This is a genomic window from Halomonas sp. MMSF_3323 (genome assembly GCF_030733595.1).
GTDB classification, from domain to species: Bacteria; Pseudomonadota; Gammaproteobacteria; order Pseudomonadales; family Halomonadaceae; genus Halomonas; species Halomonas litopenaei.
The window spans coordinates 1-23867 of the sequence record NZ_JASHIT010000002.1 but is presented as its reverse complement, the minus strand read 5'-3'; the positions used below and the strand labels follow the sequence as shown (position 1 = coordinate 23867).

Sequence of the window (23867 nt, the reverse complement as noted above, 5' to 3'; positions counted from 1 at the left end):
CAATACAACAGGCGAGCGCGATCCGCCCATAGCTCCAACACCTGCAGAGGAACCACAAGAATGAAGGCAACACAGCTGCTGACCACCGCCAGCATCGGCGCCCTGATGCTGGGTCTTTCCTCCACCGCCATGGCCGACAACTGGCGCTACGCCCACGAAGAGTACGAGGGCGATGTCCAGGACGTCTTTGCCCAGGCGTTCAAGCAGTACGTCGAGGAGAATTCCGACCATTCCGTCCAGGTCTACCGCTTCGGCGAACTGGGTGAATCCGACGACATCATGGAGCAGACCCAGAACGGCATCCTGCAGTTCGTCAACCAGTCTCCCGGCTTCACCGGCGCGCTGATTCCCGAAGCCCAGATCTTCTTCATTCCCTACCTGCTGCCCACCGACGAAGAAACCGTGCTGAAGTTCTTCGACGAGAGCAAGGCGATCAACGAGATGTTCCCCGAGCTCTACGCCGAGCACGGGCTGAAGCTGATGCAGATGTACCCGGAAGGGGAAATGGTGGTCACCGCCGACGAGCCGATCACCTCGCCGGAGGACTTCGACAACAAGAAGATCCGCACCATGACCAACCCGCTGCTGGCAGAGACCTACGACGCCTTCGGCGCGACTCCCACGCCGCTGCCCTGGGGCGAGGTCTACGGCGGTCTGCAGACCGGCATCATCGACGGTCAGGAAAACCCGATCTTCTGGATCGAGTCCGGCGGTCTGTACGAGGTCTCCCCGAACCTGACCTTCACCGGCCACGGCTGGTTCACCACCGCCATGATGGCCAACCAGGACTTCTATGACGGCCTGTCCGACGAGGACAAGCAACTCGTCCAGGACGCCACCGACTCCGCCTACGACACCACCATCGAGCACATCCAGGGCCTCGCCGAAGAAGCCCTCGGCAAGATCCAGGAAGCGTCTGACGAGGTCACCGTGACTCGCCTGGACGACGAACAGATCCAGGCCTTCAAGGATCGCGCTCCGCAGGTCGAGGAGAAGTTCATCGAGATGACCGGTGAAGGCGGTCAGGAACTGCTCGACCAGTTCAAGGCTGACCTGGAAGCGGTTCAGTCCGGCGAGGAGTAATCCTCGTCTGAGCCATCGCTCCCGAAAGGGGCAGCCCTACCCGGCTGCCCCTTTTGTGTTTCCAGAGCCCTGAATAGCGACCCGACAGTCGCCGCCACGCCAGGCGCGCTGCGTGCATCCAGCGTTGACCAGATGGCTGCGAACCGCGACCCAGAGGGCGTACGCTGCGATACAGGTACGTGCGTTTCTCCCGGAATTCCCGACCAAGGATCCCATCATGACCGAAGAAGAATCCGAACAGCACTACCACTCGGGGTTGCCTGGTTTTCTGGGCACCATCGATACGTGGATCAGCAAGCTGGAAGCCATCATTCTTGCAGTGGGTGTGCTGCTGATGGCGGCCAATACCATCGCCAACGTCGTTGGCCGCTTCGTGCTCGGCGAGAGCATCTTCTTCAGCGGCGAGATCAACCGCATTCTGATCATCATGATCACCTTTGCCGGTATCGGCTATGCGGCGCGCCACGGGCGCCATATTCGCATGTCGGCGATCTACGATGCCCTGCCGGTAGGTGGCCGCAAGGCATTGATGATCTTCATCTCCCTGTTTACCTCTCTGGTGATGTTCTTCCTGCTGTACTACTCGGTGATCTACATCGTCGACCTGTATGACAAGGGACGCATTCTGCCCGCCCTTGGCATCCCGATCTTCTGGATCTACCTGTGGGTACCGCTGGGCTTTCTGATCACCGGTATCCAGTACCTGCTCACCGCCATCAAGAACCTGACCTCCCGCGACGTCTACCTGTCGACCGGCGTGCTGGATGGCTACAAGGATACGGAGACCGAAGTATGAGTGACGCGACGGTGGCAGCAGGAGGACAGCCCCAATGACAACCATAATGGTCACCACCATGATCGCCCTGCTGTTGCTGGGCTTCCCCATGATGATCCCGCTGATCACCGCGGCGGTCATCGGTTTCTTCATGATGTTCAACGGCCTGGACCAGATGGACACGCTGATCCAGCAGATGATGGCGGGCATCCGGCCGGCCTCGCTGATCGCCGTGCCGATGTTCATCCTCGCCGCCGACATCATGACCCGCGGCCAGTCGGCAGAGCGCCTGATCAACATGGTCATGGCCTTCATCGGCCACGTGAAGGGCGGCCTGGCGGTATCCACCGCGGCCTCCTGCACCCTGTTCGGCGCCGTGTCCGGCTCGACCCAGGCCACCGTGGTAGCGGTGGGCTCGCCGCTGCGCCCGCGCATGCTCAAGGCCGGCTACTCCGACTCCTTCACCCTGGCGTTGATCATCAACTCGAGTGACATCGCCTTTCTGATCCCGCCCAGCATCGGCATGATCATCTACGGCGTGATCTCGGGCACCTCCATCGGCGAGCTGTTCATCGCCGGCATCGGGCCGGGCCTGCTGATCCTGCTGATGTTCTCCATCTACTGCGTGCTCTACGCGGTGATCCGCGACGTCCCCACCGAGCCCAAGGCGTCCTGGAGCGAGCGTCTCTCCGCGGTGCGTCAGGCGCTGTGGCCGCTGGGCTTCCCGGTGATCATCGTCGGCGGCATCTACGGCGGCATCTTCAGCCCCACCGAGGCCGCCGCGGCCTGCGTGCTGTACGCGGTGCTGCTGGAGTTCGTGGTGTTCCGATCGCTGAAGATGAACGACATCTACGCCATCGCCAAGTCCACCGGCCTGATCACCGCAGTGGTGTTCATCCTGGTCGCCGTGGGCAACGGCTTCTCGTGGATCATCTCCTTCGCCCAGATCCCGCAGGCCATGCTCGAGGCGGCCGGGATCAACGAAGCGGGTCCCACGGGCGTGCTGATCGCCATCTGCATCGCCTTCTTCGTCGCCTGCATGTTCGTCGACCCAATCGTGGTCATCCTGGTGCTGACGCCGATCTTCGCGCCGGCCATCGAGGCCACCGGACTCGACCCGGTGCTGGTGGGTATCCTGATCACCCTGCAAGTGGCCATCGGCTCGGCGACGCCACCCTTCGGCTGCGACATTTTCACCGCCATCGCGATCTTCAAGCGGCCCTATCTGGACGTGATCAAGGGCACACCTCCGTTCGTGTTCCTGCTGATCCTGGCCGCGGCCCTGCTGATCATGTTCCCGCAGATTGCGTTGTTCCTGCGCGACGTCGCCTTCCGCTAGGCGGCGTCTGTCAGCTGCGCGGAGACCAAGCTTGAGGAGAGACCGATGTTCAATCGAATCCTGGTGGCGGTGGACGGCTCCAAGGGCGCCCTCAAGGCGCTGGAGAAGGCCGTGGGGCTGCAGTACCTGACCGGCGCCGAGCTCTACATCCTATGCGTGTTCAAGCACCACAGTCTGCTCGAGGCCTCCCTGTCGATGGTTCGCCCGGACAAGCTGGACCTGCCCGACGATGCCCTCAAGGAGTACGCCTCGGAGATCGCCGTGCACGCCAAGAACCACGCGGTGGAACTGGGGGTGCCGCTGGAAAAGGTGCGCGCCTTCGTCAAGGGAGGCCGCCCCTCGCGCACCATCGTGCGCTTCGCTCGCAAGCGCGAGTGCGATCTGATCGTGATCGGCGCCCAGGGCACCAACGGCGACGCCAGCCTGATCCTGGGCAGTGTCGCCCAGCGGGTGTCGGGGTCGGCGCAGTGCCCGACCCTGGTGGTCTAGCGCCACACTCATCACGGCAACCACAGACGCAGCCGCAACCACAGGCCCGGGTCATGCCCGGGCCTGCCTCGTAGGGGGTAACGCACGGCGGGTGCGGAACCCTTTTGCCCCTGTTACAGTCACAACAACGACATTCACACTACGGCCAACGCGCCAGCCAAGGATTTCCATGAAGACACTGCTGACTTCCGCCTCCCTGATCGCCCTGCTGGGCGCCGCTCCCATGGCCTTCTCCACCCCCGAGAGCGACCAGGAAAAGCTTAGCTACAGCCTGGGTGTGACCCTGGGCCAGAGCATCAAGCAAGACGTGGAAGACCTCGACACGGATGCCTTCAGCGAGGCGATCAAGGACGTGTTCGCCGACGACGGCCTCGACATGACCGACGAGGAGATCGCCGCCGCCCTGACCAAGTTCCAGGAAGAGGCCATGGCCAAGCGCGCTGAAGAACAGCAGCAACGTGCCGAAGAGATGGCCCAGCAGGCGGACGCCAACAAGCAGGAAGGCGAGGCCTACATGGCCGAGAACGCCGACAAGGACGGCGTTACCACTACCGACTCCGGGCTGCAGTACAAGGAGCTCGAGGAAGGTGACGGCGCCTCCCCCGAGGCCGGCGACACCGTGCAGGTCAACTACGAAGGCAAGCTGATCGACGGCACCGTGTTCGACAGCTCCTACGAGCGCGGCGAGCCGGTATCCTTCCAGGTGGGCCAGGTCATCGAGGGCTGGCAGGAAGCCCTGAAGATGATGAACGTGGGCGACACCTGGGAAGTCGTGATTCCGCCGGAGCTGGGCTACGGCGCGCGTGGCCAGGGCCCCATCGGCCCCAACGAGACCCTGATCTTCAAGGTCGAGCTGCTTGACGTGAACCCCAGCGACGAAGGCTGAGTCGATGACTCACCTTAGTCGTGCCAACGCCAGCCTCCTCGCGGGGCTGGCGTTTTTCGTGCTGGCACCACAGGCCTCGGCCGACTCCCCCGACGCCCTGCCCGCGCTGGGTCTCTCGAAGGACCGTCTGGCCACCATCGGTGTCTCGTCCGGCGGCTACATGGCCGCGCAGCTGGCGGTGGCCTGGCCCGAGCGCTTCGATGCGCTCGGGCTGGTCGCCGCCGGCCCCTGGGGCTGTGCCCGGGGCGAGCTGGGAGTGGCGCTGGGTCAGTGCATGTTCACTCGCCTTGGCGACCCCGACCTGGCGGCGATCGACAGCCGCCTTGCGGACTACCGCGAGCTCGATCGCGCGGGTAGCGCTGAATCGCTCGACGACCTCAAGGTGTATCTCTGGCACGGTGAGGACGATGGCACCATCGATCCCGACGTCGGACACGCCGCCGCTCGACAATGGCGTGACTGGCTCGCCGACGATGATCAACTGAAGGCGGTGTTTCAGGACGGCGCGGGGCACGGCTGGCCGGCGCTGGACGCCGCTGGCGAGGCGGACCTGGCCGACTGCGAAGAGGGCGGTGCGCCCTTCCTGCTCGACTGCGGCCTGGACCTGGCCGGCGAGGCGCTGGGCTGGTGGTGGGACGATCTGGCGCCCGCCGGCGAGGCCGACGACCAGCGCCTGCTGGCCTTCGACCAGAGCGAGTTCGACGCCAAGGGACTCGCCGACACCGGCTTTGTCTATCTGCCGAAGCAGTGCGAGAGCGGCGACTGCGCACTGGTGGTGGCGCTGCATGGCTGCCAGATGGGCGTGGATGACGATGAAGGCGCGGCGACGCCATTCACTCGGGCAAGCGGCCTGAACCGTTACGCCGAGAGCAACGACCTGGTGGTGCTCTACCCCCAGGCCGAGGCCAGCCTGGCCAATCCCAAGGGATGCTGGGACTGGTGGGGGTTCAGCGAGAGTACCTGGCAGCGCGACCCTTTGCATGACAGCCGGGACGGCCGTCAGGTCAGCGCCCTGATGCAAATGGTCGATAGACTGCAGGAAGCGCCCTGAGGCGTGGCAAGGGATTTGCCAAGAGCGCGGGCAGGTTGAGCGCCCTCGACAGGCTACAGCAGGCGCCCTGAGGCGCCTGCTTGCCTAGAGGCCTAGGCTTGGCAGGAAGTTAGTTCAACGCCCGATCCAGCGCCGCCGAGAGCGGCCCCGGGGTCGGGGCGTGCAATACCCGCTCGATGATTTCGCCGCTGGCGTCCACCAGATAGAGCGAGGCCGAGTGATCCACCAGATACTCCACGGCGGATTCCGGCGTCTCGACCTTGCGCCAGACGACGCCGTAGCGCTCGCCGATATCGGCAAGCTCGGCCTGGCTACCGGTGGCGCCGATGAAGTCGTCGCCGAAGGCCTCAAGGTACTCCGACAACCGCTCCAGGGTGTCACGCTCGGGGTCCACCGAAATCATCAACGGCACCACCCGCCGACGCTGCTCTTCGGGCAGTGCCTGGCGCGCCTGGCGCACCACCGCCAGGCTCATGGGGCAGACGTCGGGACACCAGGTGTAGCCGAAGAAGATCACCGCCAGCTGGTCATCATCGAGATCACTCAGCGCAAAATCGCCCACGGTCGACGCCAGGCGTATCTCACCAGCGACCAGCCCGTCCTGCTCGACGGGCTGCCAGGGCTTGAAGGTCCACAACAGGGCCGCCGCCAGCATCACCACCGCCGCCAGGACCAGCCCCAGGGTCCGTCGATCGAAGCCGTGTCGTCGTTGCTGCTGTCGTTGCCGTCGGGTCATGGCAGGCTTCGCTCCACGTCCAGATCGAAGGTACTTCCGAGACGCCCACGCGGCGCATCGAAGCTGACCCGGGCACGCCAGGTCATGCGCTCACGGGTGCAGATGCCGAGCTGTCCCACCCCCTGAAAGCGGCCCGGTTCGCCGCCTTGCACGGCGTCGAGGTGGAAGCGATGCTCGCCCATGTCCATGCCGACCCCTTCGAACACCACCCGTACGTTCTGCGCTTCCACGCCGTCGATGCGTACTTCGAGGGGCAACGACTCCAGCGGGCGAATGTCACCCTCCACCGGGATCGCCAGGGTCAGCCGCTCATCCTCCTCGAGGCCGACGCCGCAGGGCCCCTGGTGCAGATCGCAGCCGGGCGCGGCCGGATACCAGGTCGTCTCCTGGTGATCGCCAAACTCGTAGCGCAGCAGGTACCATAGGGCGATCAGCAAGGTGACCACGGTCACCGTGATCAGCAGGCGAAGCCGAGGACGACGGGCGCCGCGCGAGGCTGGGGACTGGCGCGAATGCATGTCGGAGGGCTGCCTCCAAAGGGAATGGGCGTAGGGTAAGCTTATCAGCAAAACTCCGACGCCCCCTGCGCGACAATGTCGCAGCCGTCAACGCGCGCTTACTCACGCTCGACGGCGCACTATTCTGCCACCGGCCTCGCCCGGACAAGGAACGTACATGGCCTCCATCACTGCGGCCCTGGGCCCGCTTTTTCTGCTTATCCTGCTTGGCGCCGTGCTGGGTGTCGGACGCATCCCAGGCGGGGACTTCTGGGCGCGCATGGAGCGCCTGATCTACTTTCTGCTGTTTCCCGCCATGCTGGTGGCGACCCTGGCCAGGGCGGACATCAGCCAGGTACCGGTGGCCAGGCTCGCCCTGGTGCTGCTGGGCACCATGCTGGTGCTCTCCGCCCTGCTGTGGTGGCTCAAGCCCCGTTTGAATCTCGACGCCGCCGCCTTTACCTCTGTCTTCCAGGGCGCGGTGCGCTTCAACACCTATGTCGGCGTCGCCGGCGCCGCTGCGCTGCACGGTCCCCAGGGCGCCACGGTGGCAGCGGTGGCCCTGGCGCTGATGATTCCCACGGTCAATGTGCTGTGCGTGCTGACCTTTATCGCCGCGGGCACCCTCGGCCGCTCGGGTCTATGGCGCTCACTGCTCGCCCTGGCCCAGAACCCGCTGATCCTCGCCTGCCTGATCGGCATCGGGCTCAATCTCTCGGGGATCGGCCTGCCAGGCTGGTCGGCAGGAACCCTGGAGCTGCTGGGACGAGCGGCGCTGCCGCTGGGGCTGGTGGCCGTAGGGGTGGCACTGCGACCCCAGGCCCTGCTGAGGCGCGATCTTGGCCTGTGGGTCTCGAGCCTGGTCAAGCTGGTGCTGATGCCGGCGCTGGTGCTGATGCTGGCGTGGTTGCTGGGCCTCGACCCTGTCAGCCAGGATGTGGCGCTGCTGTACGCCGCCCTGCCCACCGCCACCTCCGCCTATATTCTGGCACGCCAGCTGGGTGGTGACGCTGAGCTGATGGCCGGACTGATAACCGCCCAGACCCTGGCGGCGATGATCAGCCTGCCGCTGTGGATGCAGCTGACCTGAGGGGCCAGGCGAGGCTTTATTAAAAAAGATTCTCGTTTGTGTTGACGAAACAAATGAGAATGATTTACGCTGAGGTTGTCGGCGTTGATGAGTCGCCGGCGCCAGATACCAGACATTGCCAGTCGCTATCTGGTTTCTCCTCCTCATTGCTAGTCACGGTCCTTTCGCCGCTTCCCTCTGGAAGCGGCTTTTTCATGGCCGCTTGGTTCGGTCCCGCGGCCAGCGCTCCTTCGCCTCGTTGCCCACGACGTCCTGCCACCGCTTGATTCCGCCATCCCGAGCCTCCGCCCGGTTTCGCCTGCTGTCTTGGCGCCGCCCCTCGCATGCGTTCCCCTTGGCAGAAAGCCAGCGAGTGTGAGCGGACACACCGCCTTAATAAAAAATATTCTCGTTACGCTTGACGAAGAAAATGAGAATGATTTACGCTGAGGTTGTCGGCGTTGATGAGCCGCCGACACCAGATACCAGACATTGCCAGTCGCTATCTGGTTTCTCCTCCTCATTGCTAGTCACGGTCCTTTCACCGCTCCCCCGGGAGCGGTTTTCTTTTTTCTGGCCATCGACGCTTCTGTTCAGCCTCGCCCCCAAGGCCTTGGCTCCTGTTCGTCGCACCGCTCCCTGCGTCTCACCGCTCTCGTTCATCTCACCCCAGTGCCAGCGGCCTGGCCTCGCGACTATTCGCAGCCCAGGGGCCTGCACCGCTCAGACGCTGGCGCAAGAGCCCCGCCAGGGCTTCCACCGCCGGCCATGAGGCTGCGGCGATGCGCCGGCTGAAGTACAGGCAGGCGTCACTGGTACCCAGGTGGGGCAGGCCCTCGGCCTCATCCAGCACGCGCATGCGCGGCGTCAGCCGCTGGCGATCGAGGATGCTCACGGCCAGGCCGACTTCCACGGCCTTTTCCACCGCATGGATGCTGGTACTGGTGAAGACCGCGTACCAGTCGCGCCCCTGACTCTCCAGGGCCTCGACCCCGAGCGAGCGGAATGGGCAGTCCAGCGGATGGAGCGCCAGCGGTAACGGCGCCTCGTCGGCGACGCGAAACTCACGGGACGCCGCCCACACCGGCGAGGTCTGCCACAGCGTTTCGCCATTGGTCAGCTGATGCGGACGGTCCAGCGCCACCGCCAGCGACAGCTCACCGCGCTCCAGGCGCCGGGCCAGCTCTCCGCTGGGCGCCGTGACCGCCTCCAGCAGCACATTGGGGTGGCTGGCCAGAAAGTCAGGCAGCACCTGCTCGACCAGATGCGGGGCGTAGCCCTCCGGCATGCCGAAGCGCACCCGCCCGCTGAGTCCCTGTCCGGTCAGTCGCGCCACCAGGCCGTCGTGCTGGCGCAGCAGCTCACGCGCCTCCTGCAGCAAGGCCTCGCCGGCCGGCGACGGCGACACTCCGCGCGGCCCACGGATCAGCAGGCGCGCATCGAGACGCTGCTCGAGGCGCTTGATCTGCATGCTCAAGGCACTGACGGTGCGGTGTCGCAACTCCGCCGCCGCCGCCAGACTGCCCTGCTGGGCCACCGTCACAAAGCTGCGCAGCGCCTCCAGATCCAGCGCCGCTCCCGTGTTCTCGGTCATCGTTACTCCCCCTATGGCGCCAGACCACCCTACCCGAAGACTTCAATATTATTGAAGTCAGCGTGAAAAACGTTTCGCTACTCGAAAGGCTAGCACCACGGCAGACTGCTCATCCAGCGCTTCGTCTATCCAGCGCTGCCGTCATCCACCCGTGCTCAAGGAGGCCCCATGCAGACGCTGCTACCCCGCCTGATCCCCCTGCTCCACCAGCTTCCCCGGCAACTGGGCAAGCACTCGGGTGCCCTGATGGTCGCCACGGGCTTCGTGGTCTGCTGGAGCAGCGGTTTCGTCGGCAGTCGCATGGCGGTGGACCTGGACGTGCCGGTGATGGGGCTCTATGCCTGGCGCTTTGCCCTGGCGACCCTGCTGGCCTGGATGCTGGTCGTCTGTCGTCTGGGCCATCCGGGGCATCGCCCGAGCTGGCGCCAGGCAGGCCACGAGCTGCTGACCGGTGGTCTGACGGTGGGCGTCTACCTGCTGACGATGCTGGTGGCGGTGGCCGAAGGTGTGAGCGCCTCGGTGGCGGCGCTGATCGGCGCGCTGCAGCCGCTGGCGGCGGCGCTACTGGCACGGCACCTGCTCAAGGAGCGCAGCGACAGCGCGCAATGGTGGGGCATGGGGGTAGCGACGCTCGGCGCCATGGCGATGATCGCTGGCGACATGCGCAGCGTCGGCGGCGCCCCCTGGTGGGCCTACCTGCTGCCGCTGGTCGCAGTCGCCGCGGTATCGATCGGCAGCATCCTGACGCCGCCGGCGACCGCCAGGCCCGGCGAGGAGAATGGCGGTGTGGTGCCGCTGTCACTGATCACCCGCCTGGCGCTGCAGCTGAGCGCGGCAACGCTGGTGTTCATGCTGGCGGCGGTGATGCTCGAACCAGGCCTGCCGGCGCTGCCTCCGGCGACGCTGGACGCCTGGCTGACCATTGGCTGGCTGGTGGTGCTGGCCACCTTCGGTGGCTACGGCTTCTTCGTGGCGTGCCTGGGGCGCTTCGGGGTGACCCCGACCTCGGCGCTGATCGCGCTGACCCCGGCGGTGACGCTGTTGATGACGCTTTCGCTGTTCGGCGAGCGCCCGGATGGGCTGGGCCTGGCGGGACTGGTGCTGTCGCTGGGTGGCGCCCTGTGGGCGCTGGCGGCCGGGGGACGCGGCCAGGGCCGCGCCGCCGATGCCGGCGTCAGTCGACGCGGCGGAAGATCAGGTCCCAGACACCGTGACCGAGCCGTTCGCCCCGCGCCTCGAACTTGGTCAGCGGACGAAAGTCGGGACGCGGCACATAGGGCGCCGTCTCCGGGGTCGCGGTATTGAGGTAGCCCGGGGCTGCCTCCATCACCTCGGCCATCCATTCGGCGTAGGCTTCCCAGTCGGTGGCCATGTGCAGGGTTCCACCGCTGGCCAGGCGAGTCCGCACCAGCTCGACGAACGCCGGCTGGACGATGCGCCGCTTGTGATGCTTCTTCTTCGGCCAGGGGTCGGGGAAGAACAGCTGCAGGGTGGTCAGACTGCCCTCGGGCAGGCACTGCTCCAGCACCGCCAGGGCATCCTCGCGGTAGACCCGCAGGTTGGTCAGCCCACGCTTGTCGGCTTCGTCGAGCAACTTGCCGACGCCCGGGGCGTGTACCTCGATTCCGATGAAGTCGGTGTCCGGATGGGTCTCGGCCTGCTCGATCAGCGACGCTCCCATGCCGAAGCCGATCTCGACCACCCTGGGCGCCTGGCGGCCGAACAGCGCATCGAGGTCCTGGCGCCCCTGGGCGAGGGTCAGTCCCAGCCGCGGCCAGACTTCCTCAAGCCCACGGGTCTGCGCCTGGGTCATGCGCCCGGCCCGCAGCACATAGCTCTTGATACCACGGCGATGCAGCGGTGCGTCCGGTCCTTCCGGGCCGGTGGTCTTGCCCTCGTCGGGGCGATCTTGGTCGGTCATGATGATGTCTGGGGGCGTGGTGAAAGTGTCAGGGCGAGAAAGCTGAGCAGGAGCGGCAGGCCGGGCCATGCCGCTCCTGCCGGCTTCAGGCGTTGATGCGGCCGGCGAACGGCGATGACGCCTCGGCGCCGCGACGCGGCATGCGGCCGGCGAGAAACGCCTGGCGTCCCGCCTGCACGGCATGCTTCATGGCCTCGGCCATCAGCACCGGCTGGCGCGCGTGGGCGATGGCGGAGTTCATCAGCACGCCGTCACAGCCGAGTTCCATGGCCAGGGCTGCCTCGGAGGCGGTGCCGATGCCGGCATCGATCAGCACCGGGACCTTGGCCTGCTCGATGATCAGGCGCACATTGTGCGGATTCTGGATGCCGTGGCCGGAGCCGATCAGCGAGCCCAACGGCATCACCGCGCAGCAGCCGATGGCCTCGAGTTCCCTGGCGACGATGGGGTCGTCACTGGTGTAGACCATCACGTCGAAGCCATCGGCGACCAGCGTCTCGGCGGCCTTGAGGGTCTCCACCACATTGGGATAGAGGGTGTTGTCGTCCCCCAGCACCTCGAGCTTGACCAGCTTGTGGCCGTCGAGCAGTTCCCGCGCCAGCCGACAGGTGCGCACGGCATCCTTGGCGTTGTAGCAACCGGCGGTATTGGGCAGCAGGGTATAGCGCTCCGGCGGCACCACGTCGAGCAGGTTGGGCTCACCGGCCTCCTGCCCCAGGTTGGTGCGACGCACCGCGAAGGTCACGACATCGGCGCCACTGGCGGCGATCGCCTCGCCGGTCTCGTCGAAGTCCTTGTACTTGCCGGTGCCCACCAGGAGACGCGAGGAAAAGGCGTGGTCGGCGACCCGCAGCGGGCTGTCCTGAAAGATGTCGGTCATGCTCAAGTCCTTCTCACGAAACGGAACCAGGCCGCCTTCGAGCGGCACCTCTATAGTCGTCGGTATCTGCTGGCGGGTGGTTCGCCTCAGCCGCCGCCGATGGCATGGACGATCTCGATGCGATCGCCATCCGCCAGGCGGGTCTCGCCGTGCTGGCTGCGCGGCAGGATGTCCTCGTTGAGCTCGACGGCGATGCGGCGCCCGCCCAGACCCAGGGCGTCGATCAACTCCGCCACGGTCTGCTCACGGTCGAGGGCGTGGGACTCACCATTTAGCTGAATCTGCATGGCCACCTCATTATCAAGATGTCGCGGGGGCAACATTGTAGCGGCTCGGGCCGCCGCGGGGTACGGTTGAGGGCAGATTCCTCTCTCTCGTCGTCAAGGAGCCTCGATGCCGGATCGTCACTGGTGGATCACCCTCGCCCTGTCCGGCGCCCTGATGGTGGCGCTCGGCGCCTTCGCCGCCCATGGCCTCGACGGACGCCTGCCTGAGCGTCTGACCGCCGCCTTTACCACCGGGGTGCGCTACCAGGCCTGGCACACCCTGGCAGGCCTGGCGCTGCTGGCCTGGCGGGCCCAGCAGCCGCTGGCCGCCCAGCTGACGGCACTGAGGCTGTGGTCGGCAGGTATCCTGCTGTTCTCGGGTTCGCTGTACGCCATGGCCCTGGCCGGGCTCTACGGCGTCGGGCTCGGCCCACTGGGGCTGATCACACCGCTCGGCGGCGTGCTGTTGCTGCTTGGCTGGCTGGCGCTGGCCTGGGGACTATGGCGAGCCCGCGTGTGAGATAGCCTCTCAGTCGTTATCGGGCAGTACGTAGGTCGCCGTCACGTGCGCCACCGGCGCCTCGTCTCCGTCAGAGAACAACTCCACCTCACCCACCGCCAGGCGGCGTCCCAGCTTGATCAAGCGGGCGTTGGCGATCAGATCGCGATCACCCCGGGCGCGCCGTAGAAAGTGGCAGTTGAGGTTGCTGGTGACCGCCATGGGCTCCGGCCCGATCTGGGCCAGGATGGCCACGTACAGGCAGACGTCCGCCAGTCCCATCATGGTCGGGCCGGAGACGCTGGCGCCGGGCCGCAAGTGTTCATCCTCGATGGCCAGGCTCATGGTGGCCCGCATCTCCGAGACGGCTTCGATGGTGCCCATGCGCTGGGGAAAGACGTCGTCCAGAAAGTCCTCGATGGCGGCGGCGGTCATCACGGTCATGGTTCTCTCCCTGAAGGCAATCCGGCTCGTGATAGCTTCACCATAACTCAAGCCCGGATACGACGCCTCAACGCCCTCGCTGCTGTGCGCTTTCCCCTCGACACAACGACACACCCCCGGGGAGTCCCGGGGGTGTGTCCAGGGAAACGCCGCCTGGATCGCGGCGTTTGCTTGGCGTACTCGGTGGCGTCCCGAGTGTGTTACTTCGCCTTGTGGACCTGACGCCAGTGGTGCAGCAGCGGTTCGGTGTAGCCGGCCGGCTGCTCACGCCCCTTGAAGATCAGGTCGCTGGCCGCCTGGAAGGCGGTGGACTTGTCGAAGTCAGGGCTCATCGGGGTGTAGGCCGGGTCGCCTTCGTTCTGACCGTCCACCACCTTGGCCATGCGCTTGAGCGTCTCTTCCACACGCGCCGCGTCGACTACGCCGTGGTACAGCCAGTTGGCAATGTGCTGGCTGGAGATCCGCAGGGTAGCGCGGTCTTCCATCAGGCCCACGTCGTGGATGTCAGGCACCTTGGAGGCGCCGACGCCCTGCTCGACCCAGCGCACCACGTAGCCGAGGATGCCCTGACAGTTGTTGTCGAGCTCCTGCTGGATCTCGTCGTCGCTCCAGTCGGCGGAGGCGACCACCGGCACGGTCAGCAGCGCCTTGAGCAGATCATCGCGCTGCTCGCTTTCGTCCAGCTCCTCGAGTTCGCGCTGGACCTGGGCCACGTCGATCTGGTGGTAGTGCAGGGCATGCAGCGCTGCAGCGGTGGGAGACGGCACCCAGGCGGTGTTGGCGCCCGACTTGGGGTGGCCGATCTTCTGCTCGATCATCGCCGCCATCAGGTCCGGCATGGCCCACATGCCCTTGCCGATCTGGGCGCGTCCGCGCAGGCCACAGGCCAGTCCGACCAGCACGTTGCTGCGCTCGTAGGCCTGAATCCAGTCGGCACCCTTCATGTCGCCCTTGCGCAGCATGGGGCCCGCCTCCATGGCGGTGTGCATCTCGTCACCGGTGCGATCGAGGAAGCCGGTGTTGATGAACACCACCCGGCTGGTGGCCTCGTTGATGCAGGCCTTGAGGTTGACCGAGGTGCGGCGCTCCTCGTCCATGATGCCCATCTTGAGGGTATTGCGGGCCATGCCCAGCAGGTCTTCGACACGCCCGAACAGGGTGTTGGCGAAGGCCACTTCCTTGGGACCGTGCATCTTCGGCTTGACGATATAGACGGAGCCGGTGCGCGAGTTGCGCGGCTGATCGTCACCCTTGTTGAGGTCATGCAGGGCGATCAGCGACGTCATGATGGCGTCGAGAATGCCCTCGGGCATTTCGTTGCCGTCGGCGTCGAGCACTGCCGGGTTGGTCATCAGGTGACCCACGTTGCGCACGAACAGCAGCGAGCGTCCCGGCAGGGTCAGCTCGGAACCATCCGGCGTGACGTAGTCGCGATCCGGATTCAGGCGACGGGTGAAGGAACTGCCGCCCTTGGCCACCTCGGCGGTGAGGTCACCCTTCATCAGGCCCAGCCAGCTGGCGTAGACGCCCACCTTGTCCTCGGCATCCACCGCCGCCACGGAGTCTTCGCAGTCCATGATGGAGGTCAGCGCGGCTTCCACCACCACGTCCTTGACGTGGGCCGGGTCGGTCTTGCCGATGGGGTGGCTGTCATCGACCTGGATTTCCAGATGCAGGCCATGGTGGGACAGCAGCACGGCACTCGGCGCGGAGGCGTCGCCCTGGTAGCCCACCAGCTTGCCCGGCTCCTTCAGGCCGGTCTCGCGGCCGCCGTCCAGAGACACCACCAGGTGGCCATCGCGCAGGAAGTACTTGACCGCGTCACGGTGGGAGCCGGTCGCCAGCGGTGCCGCCTGGTCCAGCACATTGCGGGCGTAAGCCACGACCTTCTCGCCGCGCTTGGGGTTGAAGCTCGAGCCCTTCTCGCAGCCATCCTCTTCGCTGATCACGTCGGTGCCATACAGCGCGTCGTAGAGGCTACCCCAACGCGCGTTGGCGGCGTTCAGCGAGTAGCGTGCGTTGTTCACCGGCACCACCAGCTGGGGGCCCGCCTGGGAAGCGATCTCGCGATCCACGTTTTCGGTGGTCACCTCGACCTTGGCCGGCGGATCGACCAGATAGCCGATTTCCTTGAGGAAGGCCTGGTAAGCGGCCATGTCGTTGACCGGCCCCGGGTGCTCACTGTGCCAGGCCGAGAGTTTCTGCTGCAGCGCGTCGCGCTCGGCCAGCAGGGCCTGGTTGGTCGGCGTCAGGTCGTGGAAGATGGCATCGACGCCCTTCCAGAAGGCATCGGCATCGATCCCCGTGCCAGGCAGCGCCTGTTCGGTGATGAACTGGTCCAGCTCGGCGGCCACCTGCAGGCGATGGCGAGAAATGCGTTGCGTCATTGGGTCTAGCTCCTCGTTGGGCCTTGGGTGCCCCCCTGGCACCTTCCAGCCGGACAGGGGAAAAGGTGACTGCTCCAGAATGATTTTGTGGAAAATCATTCCATTTGTAAACCGAAAACCCCGCTCTACCGCTCAAGGCTAGACCAAATGATGAGCTGTCGAGGGCCTTGTCGATTGGGAAACAGTGGTGCCGAACTCGATGGGTCGCTAGCATGGAACAGGCAAGGAAGCCCAGACAGGAAGGTGTTGACGTGTGCTGGCGACTCCCTCATCTGACGCCGAAGGCCATACCTCCATGGCACAGGTGAGCAACGACGGCCTCCGGACGGTGTCAGAAGAAGCAGGTGGCCAACGATCGGTCAGGGTGCAATCAGGCGCAGGGTGATGACGCTACCCTCCACGCCATCTGGCCGTCCCAGCACAACCGAGTGCCGAGCAACGCACGCCACCGCCCCTTCCCAGCGGAGGACGCTATGACCGACTACACGCCCCTTGAGACCATCGAACGGCTGACCCCGGTGGCAAGACAAGGCGAAGGCTTGGTGGCGACAGCCGCCCCGGCCATGGCAACGACCCTTGAACGCTATCTGGCGCACTATCGGCTCGATGTCCTGCTCACCGAAGGGGTAACGCTGCACGCGGGTAATATCGAGACGCCACGCTTCCGCCTGTGGACTCAGGTATGGCGCCCGCCCCGCCCTCGGGGCACCGCGGTGGTGGTTCACGGCTACTACGACCACCTGGGCCTGTACCGCCACCTGCTCGAGCTGCTGCTGGAACTCGAGCTCACGGTGGTGCTGTGGGATCTGCCGGGACACGGGCTGTCCAGTGGGGATCGTGCCGACATCGACGACTTTGCCGACTACGGCGACTGCCTGCGTACGCTTCAGCAGCACCTGAGCGAAGCCGGCCTGGCCCAGGGACCTTGGGTCGGCGTCGGTCAGAGCACCGGCGGCGCCATCCTGGCCACCGATGCCCTGAGCCGGGGCGATGACGGCCACTGGTCGGCGCTGGTGCTGCTGGCGCCCCTGGTCAGACCCTGGGGCTGGACCCGAGCAGCCTGGGTCCATCGCCTGGTCAGCCCCTTTGTCTCCAGCGTGCCGCGCAAGTTTCGGGCGAACACCAATGATGACGACTTCGCCACCTTTCTGCGTGAACAGGACCCGCTCCAGCCCGTGCGCCTGCCCACCGGCTGGGTCAGCGCCATGCGCCGCTGGATGCCCCGCCTGATGCAGCTACCCCCATGCCAGCTACCGACCCTGATCCTGCAAGGCGAGAAGGACCTGACGGTGGACGGGCCCTGGAATCTGGCGGTACTCGGCAAGAAGTTTCCCGGCGCTCACATCTGCTGTCACCCGCAAGCCCGCCACCATCTGGTCAACGAGGCCGAGGCCATCCGCCTGGACCTTTTCGCCGAAGTGCGCCAATTTCTGGAACAACAGCTCAGTGAAGGGCCTCTACCGAAAAGGATGTCATCTCAATGCCCAGACGCTTGACCCGACAGACGGTACACCGCGCCGGCAGCCACGCCTCCCTGCTGCCCTGGCTGGTGCTGGTGCTGCTGGTCTGGCTGGCCGGCTGTGCCAGCGCCCCCGAGCGCCCCGAGACGCTGCGCCAGGCGCTGCTGGGCCTTGGCCAACAGGCGGCCGAGCGGGTCGCCGAGGCGCCGGCCCTGGCAGGGGAAACCCTGGCCGATCAGGTGCTGCTGCTGTCCCCGCCCAAGGTCGACGAAAAGCTGGAGCTCGGCGTCGGCCGTGTCCAGGAGAGCCTGACCCGTGGCCTGCTGGCGATCGACGACGGCCCTCAGGTGCTGGACTGGCAGCCCGGTGATACCCCCGCCGCCGACACCAATCAATGGCTGGTCGACAGCCGACTGATCGCCGATGGCCCGCGCCTGACGCTGTCTGACCGCGAGCTTCTGCCCTACCGCTTCGAACTCCGCCTGCGCCGCCCCGGCGACGGTGCCGCGCTGTGGTCCACGGTCATCAGCGGCGCCTTCGACGCCGATGCGCTCTAGGGCTTGCTGAAAAGTGCCTGCGCTCGTCGACTTCTCGGGCGAAGCCTGGACCCGGGCAGGGACTATGCCTGGCGAAAACGGGTGCATGGAGCGACCGTGCGGCGCCCGTCAGCCCTTGCGCAACAGCCGATCCAGCTGGCGATAGCCGATGGCCTCGATCAGGTCATCACGGCTCGGATGTTCGCGCCCGGCCAGGTCGGCCAGGGTTAGCGCCACCCGCAGCACCCGGTGGTAGGCCCGGGCGGACAGCCGCAGGCGCTCAAGCGACTGCGCCAGCCAGGTGCGCTCGGCCACCTCCAGGGCGCAGGCGCGCTCCAGCGCGGCGCCGGCGAGCTGGGCGTTGAGCGTTCCCCTCTGCTGCTGACGCTGACGCGCCGCCATCACGCGTCGGCGCACCATCTCGGTGCTTTCCCCCGGCCGATGCGACGTCAACTGTTCCACCGGCAGCGCCGGCACCTCCACCTGCAGGTCGATGCGATCTAGCAAAGGGCCGGACAGGCGCGCCTGATAGCGCTGGATCTGGGACGCGGTGCATACACAGTCCTGGCGCGGATCCCCCAGATGGCCGCAGGGGCAAGGATTCATTGCTGCAACGAGTTGAAAACGAGCAGGAAATCGTCGTTCGTGGCTGGCCCTGGCAATATGGATCTCGCCGCTTTCCAGCGGCTCGCGCAACACCTCCAGCACCTGGCGACTGAACTCCGGCAGCTCGTCGAGAAACAGCACGCCGCGATGGGCCAGCGAGATCTCGCCGGGCCGCGGACGCGAGCCGCCACCGACCAGCGAGACCGCGCTGGCGGTGTGGTGGGGCGAACGAAACGGACGACGGCCAAAGCCATCGGACAGGGGAAGCGCGCACACAGAGCGAATCGCCGCCACCTCCAGCGCCTCGTCATCGCCAAGCGGCGGCAAGAGCCCGGGCAGTCGGCTGGCCAGCAACGTCTTGCCGGTGCCGGGCGGCCCGGCAAACAGCAGGTTGTGCCCACCCGCCGCCGCCACCTCCAGCGCTCGCCGGGCCTGATACTGGCCACGCACATCGCACAGATCCAGCGCCGCAGGCCCGTCTTGCGGCGGTGCGGCGGGTAGGTGAGCAGCGAGGGGAATGCGCCCGGCCAGGTGGGCGACGACGTCGAGCAGGTGTGCCGCCGGCAGCACCTCCAGGCCGTTGACCAAGGCCGCCTCATCGGCGTTGGCCTCGGGCAGGATCAGGCGCCGCCCGGCCTGACGGGTAGCCATGGCGAAGGGCAGCATGCCGGTTACTGGCCGCAACCGACCATCGAGGGCCAGTTCGCCGGCGCACTCGACACCCTCCAGTGCGGCGGCGGGCAACTGGCCGGAAGCCACCAGCAGACCCAGCGCGATGGGCAAATCGAAGCGTCCACCCTCCTTGGGCAGATCGGCGGGAGCAAGATTCAGGGTAATACGGCGTAGCGGGTAGTCGAGGCCGCAGGTGGCAAGGGCGCTGCGCACCCGTTCGCGGCTTTCGCGCACTGCGGTCTCGGGCAGGCCGACCAGGGTCATGCCCGGCAGGCCGTTGGCCAGGTGTACCTCGACCTGCACCTCGGGGGCGTCCAGCCCCAGTCCCGCACGGGTGGCAATGATGGCAAGCGTCATGGGCTCCCTGCCTGACGGAAGGCTCATGACCAGTAGAGCACGCCCACCTCACCGGCGCCGCATACCGGCCCCCCGCCAGGGCGGGCCGGCATATCTTGTGACGTTCTGCGTCCGAAGCCTCAGGCGGAGGGCTTGTCGGCTGAACCGCTCGACGCCTCGTCCTGCTTGCCCTGTTCCGGCACCGGCGGCACCGGCACCTCGGCGGCTTCCTCGGCCACGGCAGGCGCCGCGGTCGCTTCGCCAGCGGGCGCTGCACGTTCCTCGACCAGGCTCTCCAGCGCCGCCACCTGCTTTTCCAGCGCCTCGACCCGGGAGCGGGTGCGCTGCAACACGTCCATGAGGATGTCGAAATCCTCGCGTGACACCAGTTCGAGACGATCGAAGGCGCCACGCACCACCTGCTGGACCCCCTTCTGGATGTCTTCCGGGGCCTGGGAGGCGCCCTGCAAGCGCTCGCCGATCTGCTGTGCCAAACGGCTGATGCGATCCTGACTGACCATGATGGCTCTCCTTGAAACGTCGATGGGAACTCCGTTGCCGACAGGATACGCAAGCCGGGCGCCCAACGCATGCTTCGTGGCCCTTGCCCATTGGCGCCCGGCGCATTGGCGACTCCCTGATACCTACACGCGCCCCGGCACGCGACGCAGCACGCGGCCCAACACTCTACCAAGCACAACATGCTCACCAATGACGCACCACCAATACGCGCCAGCACCAAAACAGTGCATTTACTTTGATGCAGTGCCGCAAACTCGCGGGTGTTTTTCGTCTCTCGCTTTCCAAAACAACCACAAGCCATTGTAAACAAAGCTTTCGCCAAATTTATGGCACGTATATCGCTATGCATAGATATCCATGCACCGAGCGGAAACAAGCCGCCACCTTATGCACGTAGGGAGCCATGCCATGAAACTGATCACCGCCATCATCAAGCCCTTCAAGCTGGACGACGTCCGCGAGGCGCTGGCCGACAACGGCGTCCAGGGCATCACCGTGACCGAGGTCAAGGGCTTCGGCCGCCAGAAGGGCCACACCGAGCTATACCGCGGCGCCGAGTATGTCGTCGACTTTCTGCCCAAGGTGAAGGTCGAGGTTGCGATCGACGAGGCCCGACTGGACAGCGTGCTGGAAGCCATCTGCAACGCGGCCAACAGCGGCAAGATCGGTGACGGCAAGGTGTTCGTCACGCCGCTGGAAGACGTCATCCGCATTCGCACCGGCGAGCGCGGCTCCGACGCGGTCTGATCCCCGTCCCCTGACCCGACTTCCGATAAAAATATAGCGAGACACTTCCATGGTCGATATCAGTGAACTCAGCTACGCGCTGGACACCTTCTACTTCCTTATCTGCGGCGCCCTGGTCATGTGGATGGCCGCCGGTTTTGCCATGCTCGAGGCCGGCCTGGTCCGGGCCAAGAACACCGCCGAGATTCTGACCAAGAACATCGTGCTGTTCGCGGTCGCCTGCACCATGTATCTGCTGGTGGGCTACGCCCTGATGTACTCCTCCGACGCCGGCGGCTTCATCCCCAACCTCGGCTTCTTGATCGGCGCCGAAAACAGCGTCGATGCGGTGCTGGCAGGTGGTGAAGACGCGCCCTACTACTCGGCCCGCGCCGACTTCTTCTTCCAGGTCGTGTTCGTGGCCACCGCCATGTCGATCGTCTCCGGCGCTGTCGCCGAGCGCATGAAACTGTGGGCCTTCCTGGCCTTCGCCGTGGTCATGACCGCCGTGATCTATCCGGTCTCCGGCTACTGGACCTGGGGCGGCGGCTGGTTGTCCGAAGCAGGCTTCTCCGACTACGCAGGTTCCGGCATTGTCCACATGGCGGGTGCCGCTGCAGCCCTGGCCGGTGTGCTGGTGCTCGGTCCGCGCAAGGGCAAGTACGGCAAGAACGGCGCCATCTACGCCATCCCCGGTGCCAACATGCCGCTGGCGACCCTGGGTACCTTCGTCCTGTGGCTGGGCTGGTTCGGCTTCAACGGCGGCTCCGAGCTCAAGCTCTCCGACGTGTCTTCCGCCAACAACATGGCCCAGGTGCTGGTAAACACCAACGCTGCCGCCGCCGGGGGTGTCATCGCCGCGCTGATCCTGGCCAAGATCTGGTTCCGCAAGGCTGACCTGACCATGGCCCTGAACGGCGCCATCGCTGGCCTGGTCTCCATTACCGCCGACCCGCTGTCCTCCACGGCCCTCGGCGCCACCCTGATCGGTGCAGTCGGCGGTGTCCTGGTGGTGGTCGCCATCGTGGTCCTCGACAAGCTGCGCCTGGACGATCCGGTCGGTGCCATCTCCGCCCACGGTGTGGCCGGTATCTGGGGTGTCCTGGCGGTCCCGCTGAACAACGCCGACGCCACCTTCGGCGCACAGATGCTCGGCATCATCGGCATCTTCGCCTGGGTCTTCACCGCTAGCCTGGTCGTGTGGCTGATCATCAAGGCAATCATGGGTGTGCGTGTCAGCGAAGAAGAAGAATACGAAGGCGTCGACCTGGCCGAATGTGGTCTCGAAGCCTACCCCGAGTTTAACGTCGCCAAGAAGTAAGCCTGAGCTTACCCGCGACACCAGTGAGCTGGCGTGCTCCTCCTGGCCCCTTCGGGGGCCTTTTTTATTGCTGTTCGCCAGGGGTATGCTTTGTCACACTAGTCAGGACAGGCGCAACGGCGCGCCGCCAACGGGTTGGCGCCAGGCACGACCGACGCCGCCCCCACACGGACAGGATGAGGAACCCGCCATGAAACTGGTGACCGCGATTATCAAGCCATTCAAGCTCGACGACGTCCGCGAGTCGCTCTCCGAGATCGGTGTTCAGGGCATCACCGTCACTGAAGTGAAGGGCTTTGGCCGTCAGAAGGGCCACACCGAGCTGTACCGGGGAGCCGAGTACGTGGTCGACTTTCTGCCCAAGGTGAAGCTTGAGGTGGCGGTCGACGACGGTATGACCGAGCAGGTCATCGAAGCCATCGTCCAGGTCGCCAACACCGGCAAGATCGGTGATGGCAAGATCTTCGTCACACCCCTTGAGCAAGTCATTCGTATCCGTACCGGTGAGACCGACAAGGACGCGGTCTGACCGACGATGGCAGCTGTCTTCAGCCACCCCCCTTGAGCAGGTCATTCGTATCCGTACCGGCGAGACCGACAAGGATGCTGTCTGACCTCGACCGACAAGGACGCGGTTTAAGCTAGACCGACAAGGGTGCGGTCTGACGACGGCGACCGGTTCTCCCCGCCAGGTGGCGCCGCTCAGCCGCGGCGTCGCAACGGCTCCAGCAGGTCGCTCAGGCCGTTGTGGTCGATCTCGTGCATCAGCGCCAGCAGGCGTCCGATCTCTCCGGGGGGAAACCCGACCCGGGCAAACCACGCCAGGTAAGGCCCGGGCAGATCGGCGATCAAGGTGCCTTGATGCTTGCCGAAAGGCATCGGCAAGGTAACCAGGCGTTCCAGGTCCTGAGGATTCATCGCTGCTCCTGAGCGGGTGGGTGAGGGAAAGACGCACAGGGTACTGGCCTGCGGGCGGCGTCGCCATCGATTCGCCTCCCCATTGAAAGTCTCCCCCGTTGAAAGTCTTCCCCATCGACGCCATGGTTATTTCCAGGTATCGACAAGGAGGCCGACATGACCACACTCGTGATAGGTGCCAACGGCCAGATCGGCCGCCAGGTCTGCGCCATCGCCCACCGCCAGGGACATCCGATTCGCGCCATGATCCGTAGCGCCGAGCAACGCGACTGGTTCGAGCAACAAGGTATCGAGACGGTCGTCGCCGACCTGGAGGGCGACTTCGCCTCCGCCTTCGAAGGTTGCGAACAGGTGCTGTTCACCGCCGGCTCCGGCCCGAACACCGGGCCCGACAAGACGCTGTTGATCGACCTCTACGCCGCTACGCGGGTGGCGGACGAGGCCAGCCGCCAGGGGCTGGATCGCATGCTGATGGTCAGCGCCATGCGCGCCGAGCAGCCGCTGCAGGCGCCGGAGAAGCTCAGGCCCTACATGGCCGCCAAGTTCGCTGCCGATGCCTACCTGCGCAGCAGCAAGGTGGACCATGTCATCGTCAAGCCAGGCCGGCTCACCGACGACGACGCCACCGGCCGTGTGGCCACGTCGCTGGACGAGACCGGGGGCAACAACCAGATCTCCAGAGCCAACGTGGCCCAGGCCCTGGTCTATCTATTGGGGCAACGAAAGATCCGTAATCACGAGACGGTGCTCCTGGACGGCGAATGCGAGATCGCCGAGGCTCTCGGCGACTGACCACCGCCACACCGGCCAGGCGACTCAATCCGCCAGCACCAACGACGACGCCGATGGCAAGT

25 protein-coding genes and 1 pseudogene are annotated in these 23867 nt (G+C 65.7%); 15 read left to right on the top strand and 11 right to left on the bottom strand.

The window, feature by feature from the left end; translation table 11 throughout:
* The first annotated feature begins 60 nt into the window (after positions 1 to 60).
* From dctP to RBB39_RS01155, 6 genes are all read left to right on the top strand, one after another.
* A complete protein-coding gene (gene dctP / locus RBB39_RS01180) occupies positions 61 to 1083 on the top strand; it encodes a TRAP transporter substrate-binding protein DctP (protein WP_108131873.1) in 1023 nt (340 codons plus the stop codon).
* 217 nt (positions 1084 to 1300) lie between these two features.
* Positions 1301 to 1879 (top strand): TRAP transporter small permease, encoded by a 579-nt coding sequence (locus tag RBB39_RS01175; protein ID WP_045993924.1) that lies wholly within the window; start codon positions 1301 to 1303, stop codon positions 1877 to 1879.
* A gap of 34 nt (positions 1880 to 1913) precedes the next feature.
* The gene (locus tag RBB39_RS01170) at positions 1914 to 3197 is read left to right on the top strand and encodes a TRAP transporter large permease (protein ID WP_045993923.1); all 1284 of its coding nucleotides are present in this window, start codon (positions 1914 to 1916) and stop codon (positions 3195 to 3197) included.
* A gap of 45 nt (positions 3198 to 3242) precedes the next feature.
* Positions 3243 to 3686: a universal stress protein gene (locus RBB39_RS01165; protein WP_045993922.1), complete on the top strand. Its 444-nt coding sequence runs from the start codon at positions 3243 to 3245 to the stop codon at positions 3684 to 3686.
* Between the two features lie 169 nt (positions 3687 to 3855).
* Entirely contained in the window at positions 3856 to 4572 is a 717-nt protein-coding gene (locus RBB39_RS01160) for an FKBP-type peptidyl-prolyl cis-trans isomerase (protein WP_287163601.1), read from the top strand.
* Positions 4573 to 4576: 4 nt separating this feature from the next.
* On the top strand, positions 4577 to 5623 hold the full coding sequence (locus RBB39_RS01155) for a PHB depolymerase family esterase (protein ID WP_287163602.1): 1047 nt from the start codon (positions 4577 to 4579) through the stop codon (positions 5621 to 5623).
* A gap of 109 nt (positions 5624 to 5732) precedes the next feature.
* Here RBB39_RS01155 and RBB39_RS01150 read toward each other — a convergent pair whose 3' ends face one another.
* Both RBB39_RS01150 and RBB39_RS01145 read right to left on the bottom strand, forming a co-directional pair.
* Positions 5733 to 6359, bottom strand: coding sequence for an SCO family protein (locus tag RBB39_RS01150; RefSeq protein ID WP_045993919.1), 627 nt, complete (start codon positions 6357 to 6359; stop codon positions 5733 to 5735).
* Positions 6356 to 6877 carry a hypothetical protein gene (locus tag RBB39_RS01145; protein ID WP_306168672.1) on the bottom strand — a complete coding sequence of 174 codons (522 nt, stop codon included), beginning with the start codon at positions 6875 to 6877 and terminating at the stop codon, positions 6356 to 6358. Before RBB39_RS01145 ends, RBB39_RS01150 begins: the two co-directional genes overlap by 4 nt.
* 157 nt (positions 6878 to 7034) lie before the next feature.
* Between RBB39_RS01145 and RBB39_RS01140 the strand changes: the two genes are divergently transcribed.
* Positions 7035 to 7946 carry an AEC family transporter gene (locus tag RBB39_RS01140; protein WP_045993917.1) on the top strand — a complete coding sequence of 304 codons (912 nt, stop codon included), beginning with the start codon at positions 7035 to 7037 and terminating at the stop codon, positions 7944 to 7946.
* 643 nt (positions 7947 to 8589) lie between these two features.
* Here RBB39_RS01140 and RBB39_RS01135 read toward each other — a convergent pair.
* On the bottom strand, positions 8590 to 9519 hold the full coding sequence (locus tag RBB39_RS01135) for a LysR substrate-binding domain-containing protein (protein WP_045993916.1): 930 nt from the start codon (positions 9517 to 9519) through the stop codon (positions 8590 to 8592).
* Positions 9520 to 9687: 168 nt separating this feature from the next.
* Here RBB39_RS01135 and RBB39_RS01130 point away from each other — a divergent pair.
* Positions 9688 to 10635, top strand: a pseudogene (locus RBB39_RS01130) (DMT family transporter); the annotation flags it as partial.
* Positions 10636 to 10693: 58 nt separating this feature from the next.
* Here RBB39_RS01130 and trmB read toward each other — a convergent pair.
* The 3 genes from trmB to thiS all read right to left on the bottom strand — a co-directional run bounded on the left by trmB (position 10694) and on the right by thiS (position 12607).
* Positions 10694 to 11440, bottom strand: coding sequence for a tRNA (guanosine(46)-N7)-methyltransferase TrmB (gene trmB, locus RBB39_RS01125; RefSeq protein WP_045993958.1), 747 nt, complete (start codon positions 11438 to 11440; stop codon positions 10694 to 10696).
* 85 nt (positions 11441 to 11525) lie between these two features.
* Positions 11526 to 12320 (bottom strand): thiazole synthase, encoded by a 795-nt coding sequence (locus RBB39_RS01120; RefSeq protein ID WP_045993915.1) that lies wholly within the window; start codon positions 12318 to 12320, stop codon positions 11526 to 11528.
* Positions 12321 to 12406: 86 nt separating this feature from the next.
* Entirely contained in the window at positions 12407 to 12607 is a 201-nt protein-coding gene (thiS, locus tag RBB39_RS01115; protein ID WP_083970528.1) for a sulfur carrier protein ThiS, read from the bottom strand.
* A 106-nt stretch (positions 12608 to 12713) separates the two neighbouring features.
* Here thiS and RBB39_RS01110 point away from each other — a divergent pair, with 106 nt between their 5' ends.
* Positions 12714 to 13106, top strand: a complete 393-nt coding sequence (locus tag RBB39_RS01110; protein ID WP_045993914.1) for a DUF423 domain-containing protein — start codon at positions 12714 to 12716, stop codon at positions 13104 to 13106.
* A 9-nt stretch (positions 13107 to 13115) separates the two neighbouring features.
* On the opposite strand, the gene RBB39_RS01105 is transcribed toward RBB39_RS01110, so the two are convergent.
* Entirely contained in the window at positions 13116 to 13529 is a 414-nt protein-coding gene (locus RBB39_RS01105) for a PaaI family thioesterase (RefSeq protein WP_045993913.1), read from the bottom strand.
* Positions 13530 to 13729: 200 nt separating this feature from the next.
* Complete coding sequence (locus tag RBB39_RS01100) at positions 13730 to 15916, bottom strand: malate synthase G (protein WP_045993912.1); 2187 nt, start codon at positions 15914 to 15916, stop codon at positions 13730 to 13732.
* A gap of 473 nt (positions 15917 to 16389) precedes the next feature.
* Here RBB39_RS01100 and RBB39_RS01095 point away from each other — a divergent pair, with 473 nt between their 5' ends.
* The gene (locus RBB39_RS01095; protein ID WP_052704447.1) at positions 16390 to 17412 is read left to right on the top strand and encodes an alpha/beta hydrolase; all 1023 of its coding nucleotides are present in this window, start codon (positions 16390 to 16392) and stop codon (positions 17410 to 17412) included.
* Entirely contained in the window at positions 17397 to 17933 is a 537-nt protein-coding gene (locus RBB39_RS01090) for a hypothetical protein (RefSeq protein ID WP_239452583.1), read from the top strand. The genes RBB39_RS01095 and RBB39_RS01090 overlap by 16 nt, the downstream gene beginning before the upstream one ends.
* 108 nt (positions 17934 to 18041) lie before the next feature.
* On the opposite strand, the gene RBB39_RS01085 is transcribed toward RBB39_RS01090, so the two are convergent.
* Both RBB39_RS01085 and RBB39_RS01080 read right to left on the bottom strand, forming a co-directional pair.
* Complete coding sequence (locus tag RBB39_RS01085; protein WP_045993911.1) at positions 18042 to 19547, bottom strand: YifB family Mg chelatase-like AAA ATPase; 1506 nt, start codon at positions 19545 to 19547, stop codon at positions 18042 to 18044.
* A 119-nt stretch (positions 19548 to 19666) separates the two neighbouring features.
* On the bottom strand, positions 19667 to 20047 hold the full coding sequence (locus RBB39_RS01080) for an accessory factor UbiK family protein (protein ID WP_045993910.1): 381 nt from the start codon (positions 20045 to 20047) through the stop codon (positions 19667 to 19669).
* Positions 20048 to 20456: 409 nt separating this feature from the next.
* On the opposite strand from RBB39_RS01080, the gene RBB39_RS01075 reads away from it, so the two are divergent.
* The 3 genes from RBB39_RS01075 (at position 20457) to glnK (ending at position 22624) form a co-directional block, all read left to right on the top strand.
* A complete protein-coding gene (locus RBB39_RS01075; RefSeq protein ID WP_045993909.1) occupies positions 20457 to 20795 on the top strand; it encodes a P-II family nitrogen regulator in 339 nt (112 codons plus the stop codon).
* 49 nt (positions 20796 to 20844) lie between these two features.
* Positions 20845 to 22095 (top strand): ammonium transporter, encoded by a 1251-nt coding sequence (locus RBB39_RS01070; protein ID WP_108131880.1) that lies wholly within the window; start codon positions 20845 to 20847, stop codon positions 22093 to 22095.
* Between the two features lie 190 nt (positions 22096 to 22285).
* Positions 22286 to 22624 carry a P-II family nitrogen regulator gene (glnK, locus tag RBB39_RS01065; protein WP_045993907.1) on the top strand — a complete coding sequence of 113 codons (339 nt, stop codon included), beginning with the start codon at positions 22286 to 22288 and terminating at the stop codon, positions 22622 to 22624.
* A 173-nt stretch (positions 22625 to 22797) separates the two neighbouring features.
* Here the strand turns inward: glnK and RBB39_RS01060 are convergent, their stop codons facing one another.
* Positions 22798 to 23013, bottom strand: coding sequence for a DUF3820 family protein (locus tag RBB39_RS01060; protein ID WP_045993906.1), 216 nt, complete (start codon positions 23011 to 23013; stop codon positions 22798 to 22800).
* 156 nt (positions 23014 to 23169) lie between these two features.
* Between RBB39_RS01060 and RBB39_RS01055 the strand changes: the two genes are divergently transcribed.
* Positions 23170 to 23805, top strand: coding sequence for an SDR family oxidoreductase (locus tag RBB39_RS01055; protein ID WP_306168671.1), 636 nt, complete (start codon positions 23170 to 23172; stop codon positions 23803 to 23805).
* The last annotated feature ends 62 nt before the right edge of the window (positions 23806 to 23867 follow it).

Coding starts and splice junctions, on each gene's coding strand:
- dctP (WP_108131873.1), top strand. CDS start 61: ATGAAGGCAACACAGCTGCTGACCACCGCCAGCATCGGCGCCCTGATG.
- RBB39_RS01175 (WP_045993924.1), top strand. CDS start 1,301: ATGACCGAAGAAGAATCCGAACAGCACTACCACTCGGGGTTGCCTGGT.
- RBB39_RS01170 (WP_045993923.1), top strand. CDS start 1,914: ATGACAACCATAATGGTCACCACCATGATCGCCCTGCTGTTGCTGGGC.
- RBB39_RS01165 (WP_045993922.1), top strand. CDS start 3,243: ATGTTCAATCGAATCCTGGTGGCGGTGGACGGCTCCAAGGGCGCCCTC.
- RBB39_RS01160 (WP_287163601.1), top strand. CDS start 3,856: ATGAAGACACTGCTGACTTCCGCCTCCCTGATCGCCCTGCTGGGCGCC.
- RBB39_RS01155 (WP_287163602.1), top strand. CDS start 4,577: ATGACTCACCTTAGTCGTGCCAACGCCAGCCTCCTCGCGGGGCTGGCG.
- RBB39_RS01150 (WP_045993919.1), bottom strand. CDS start 6,359: ATGACCCGACGGCAACGACAGCAGCAACGACGACACGGCTTCGATCGA.
- RBB39_RS01145 (WP_306168672.1), bottom strand. CDS start 6,877: ATGCATTCGCGCCAGTCCCCAGCCTCGCGCGGCGCCCGTCGTCCTCGG.
- RBB39_RS01140 (WP_045993917.1), top strand. CDS start 7,035: ATGGCCTCCATCACTGCGGCCCTGGGCCCGCTTTTTCTGCTTATCCTG.
- RBB39_RS01135 (WP_045993916.1), bottom strand. CDS start 9,519: ATGACCGAGAACACGGGAGCGGCGCTGGATCTGGAGGCGCTGCGCAGC.
- trmB (WP_045993958.1), bottom strand. CDS start 11,440: ATGACCGACCAAGATCGCCCCGACGAGGGCAAGACCACCGGCCCGGAA.
- RBB39_RS01120 (WP_045993915.1), bottom strand. CDS start 12,320: ATGACCGACATCTTTCAGGACAGCCCGCTGCGGGTCGCCGACCACGCC.
- thiS (WP_083970528.1), bottom strand. CDS start 12,607: ATGCAGATTCAGCTAAATGGTGAGTCCCACGCCCTCGACCGTGAGCAG.
- RBB39_RS01110 (WP_045993914.1), top strand. CDS start 12,714: ATGCCGGATCGTCACTGGTGGATCACCCTCGCCCTGTCCGGCGCCCTG.
- RBB39_RS01105 (WP_045993913.1), bottom strand. CDS start 13,529: ATGACCGTGATGACCGCCGCCGCCATCGAGGACTTTCTGGACGACGTC.
- RBB39_RS01100 (WP_045993912.1), bottom strand. CDS start 15,916: ATGACGCAACGCATTTCTCGCCATCGCCTGCAGGTGGCCGCCGAGCTG.
- RBB39_RS01095 (WP_052704447.1), top strand. CDS start 16,390: ATGACCGACTACACGCCCCTTGAGACCATCGAACGGCTGACCCCGGTG.
- RBB39_RS01090 (WP_239452583.1), top strand. CDS start 17,397: ATGCCCAGACGCTTGACCCGACAGACGGTACACCGCGCCGGCAGCCAC.
- RBB39_RS01085 (WP_045993911.1), bottom strand. CDS start 19,547: ATGACGCTTGCCATCATTGCCACCCGTGCGGGACTGGGGCTGGACGCC.
- RBB39_RS01080 (WP_045993910.1), bottom strand. CDS start 20,047: ATGGTCAGTCAGGATCGCATCAGCCGTTTGGCACAGCAGATCGGCGAG.
- RBB39_RS01075 (WP_045993909.1), top strand. CDS start 20,457: ATGAAACTGATCACCGCCATCATCAAGCCCTTCAAGCTGGACGACGTC.
- RBB39_RS01070 (WP_108131880.1), top strand. CDS start 20,845: ATGGTCGATATCAGTGAACTCAGCTACGCGCTGGACACCTTCTACTTC.
- glnK (WP_045993907.1), top strand. CDS start 22,286: ATGAAACTGGTGACCGCGATTATCAAGCCATTCAAGCTCGACGACGTC.
- RBB39_RS01060 (WP_045993906.1), bottom strand. CDS start 23,013: ATGAATCCTCAGGACCTGGAACGCCTGGTTACCTTGCCGATGCCTTTC.
- RBB39_RS01055 (WP_306168671.1), top strand. CDS start 23,170: ATGACCACACTCGTGATAGGTGCCAACGGCCAGATCGGCCGCCAGGTC.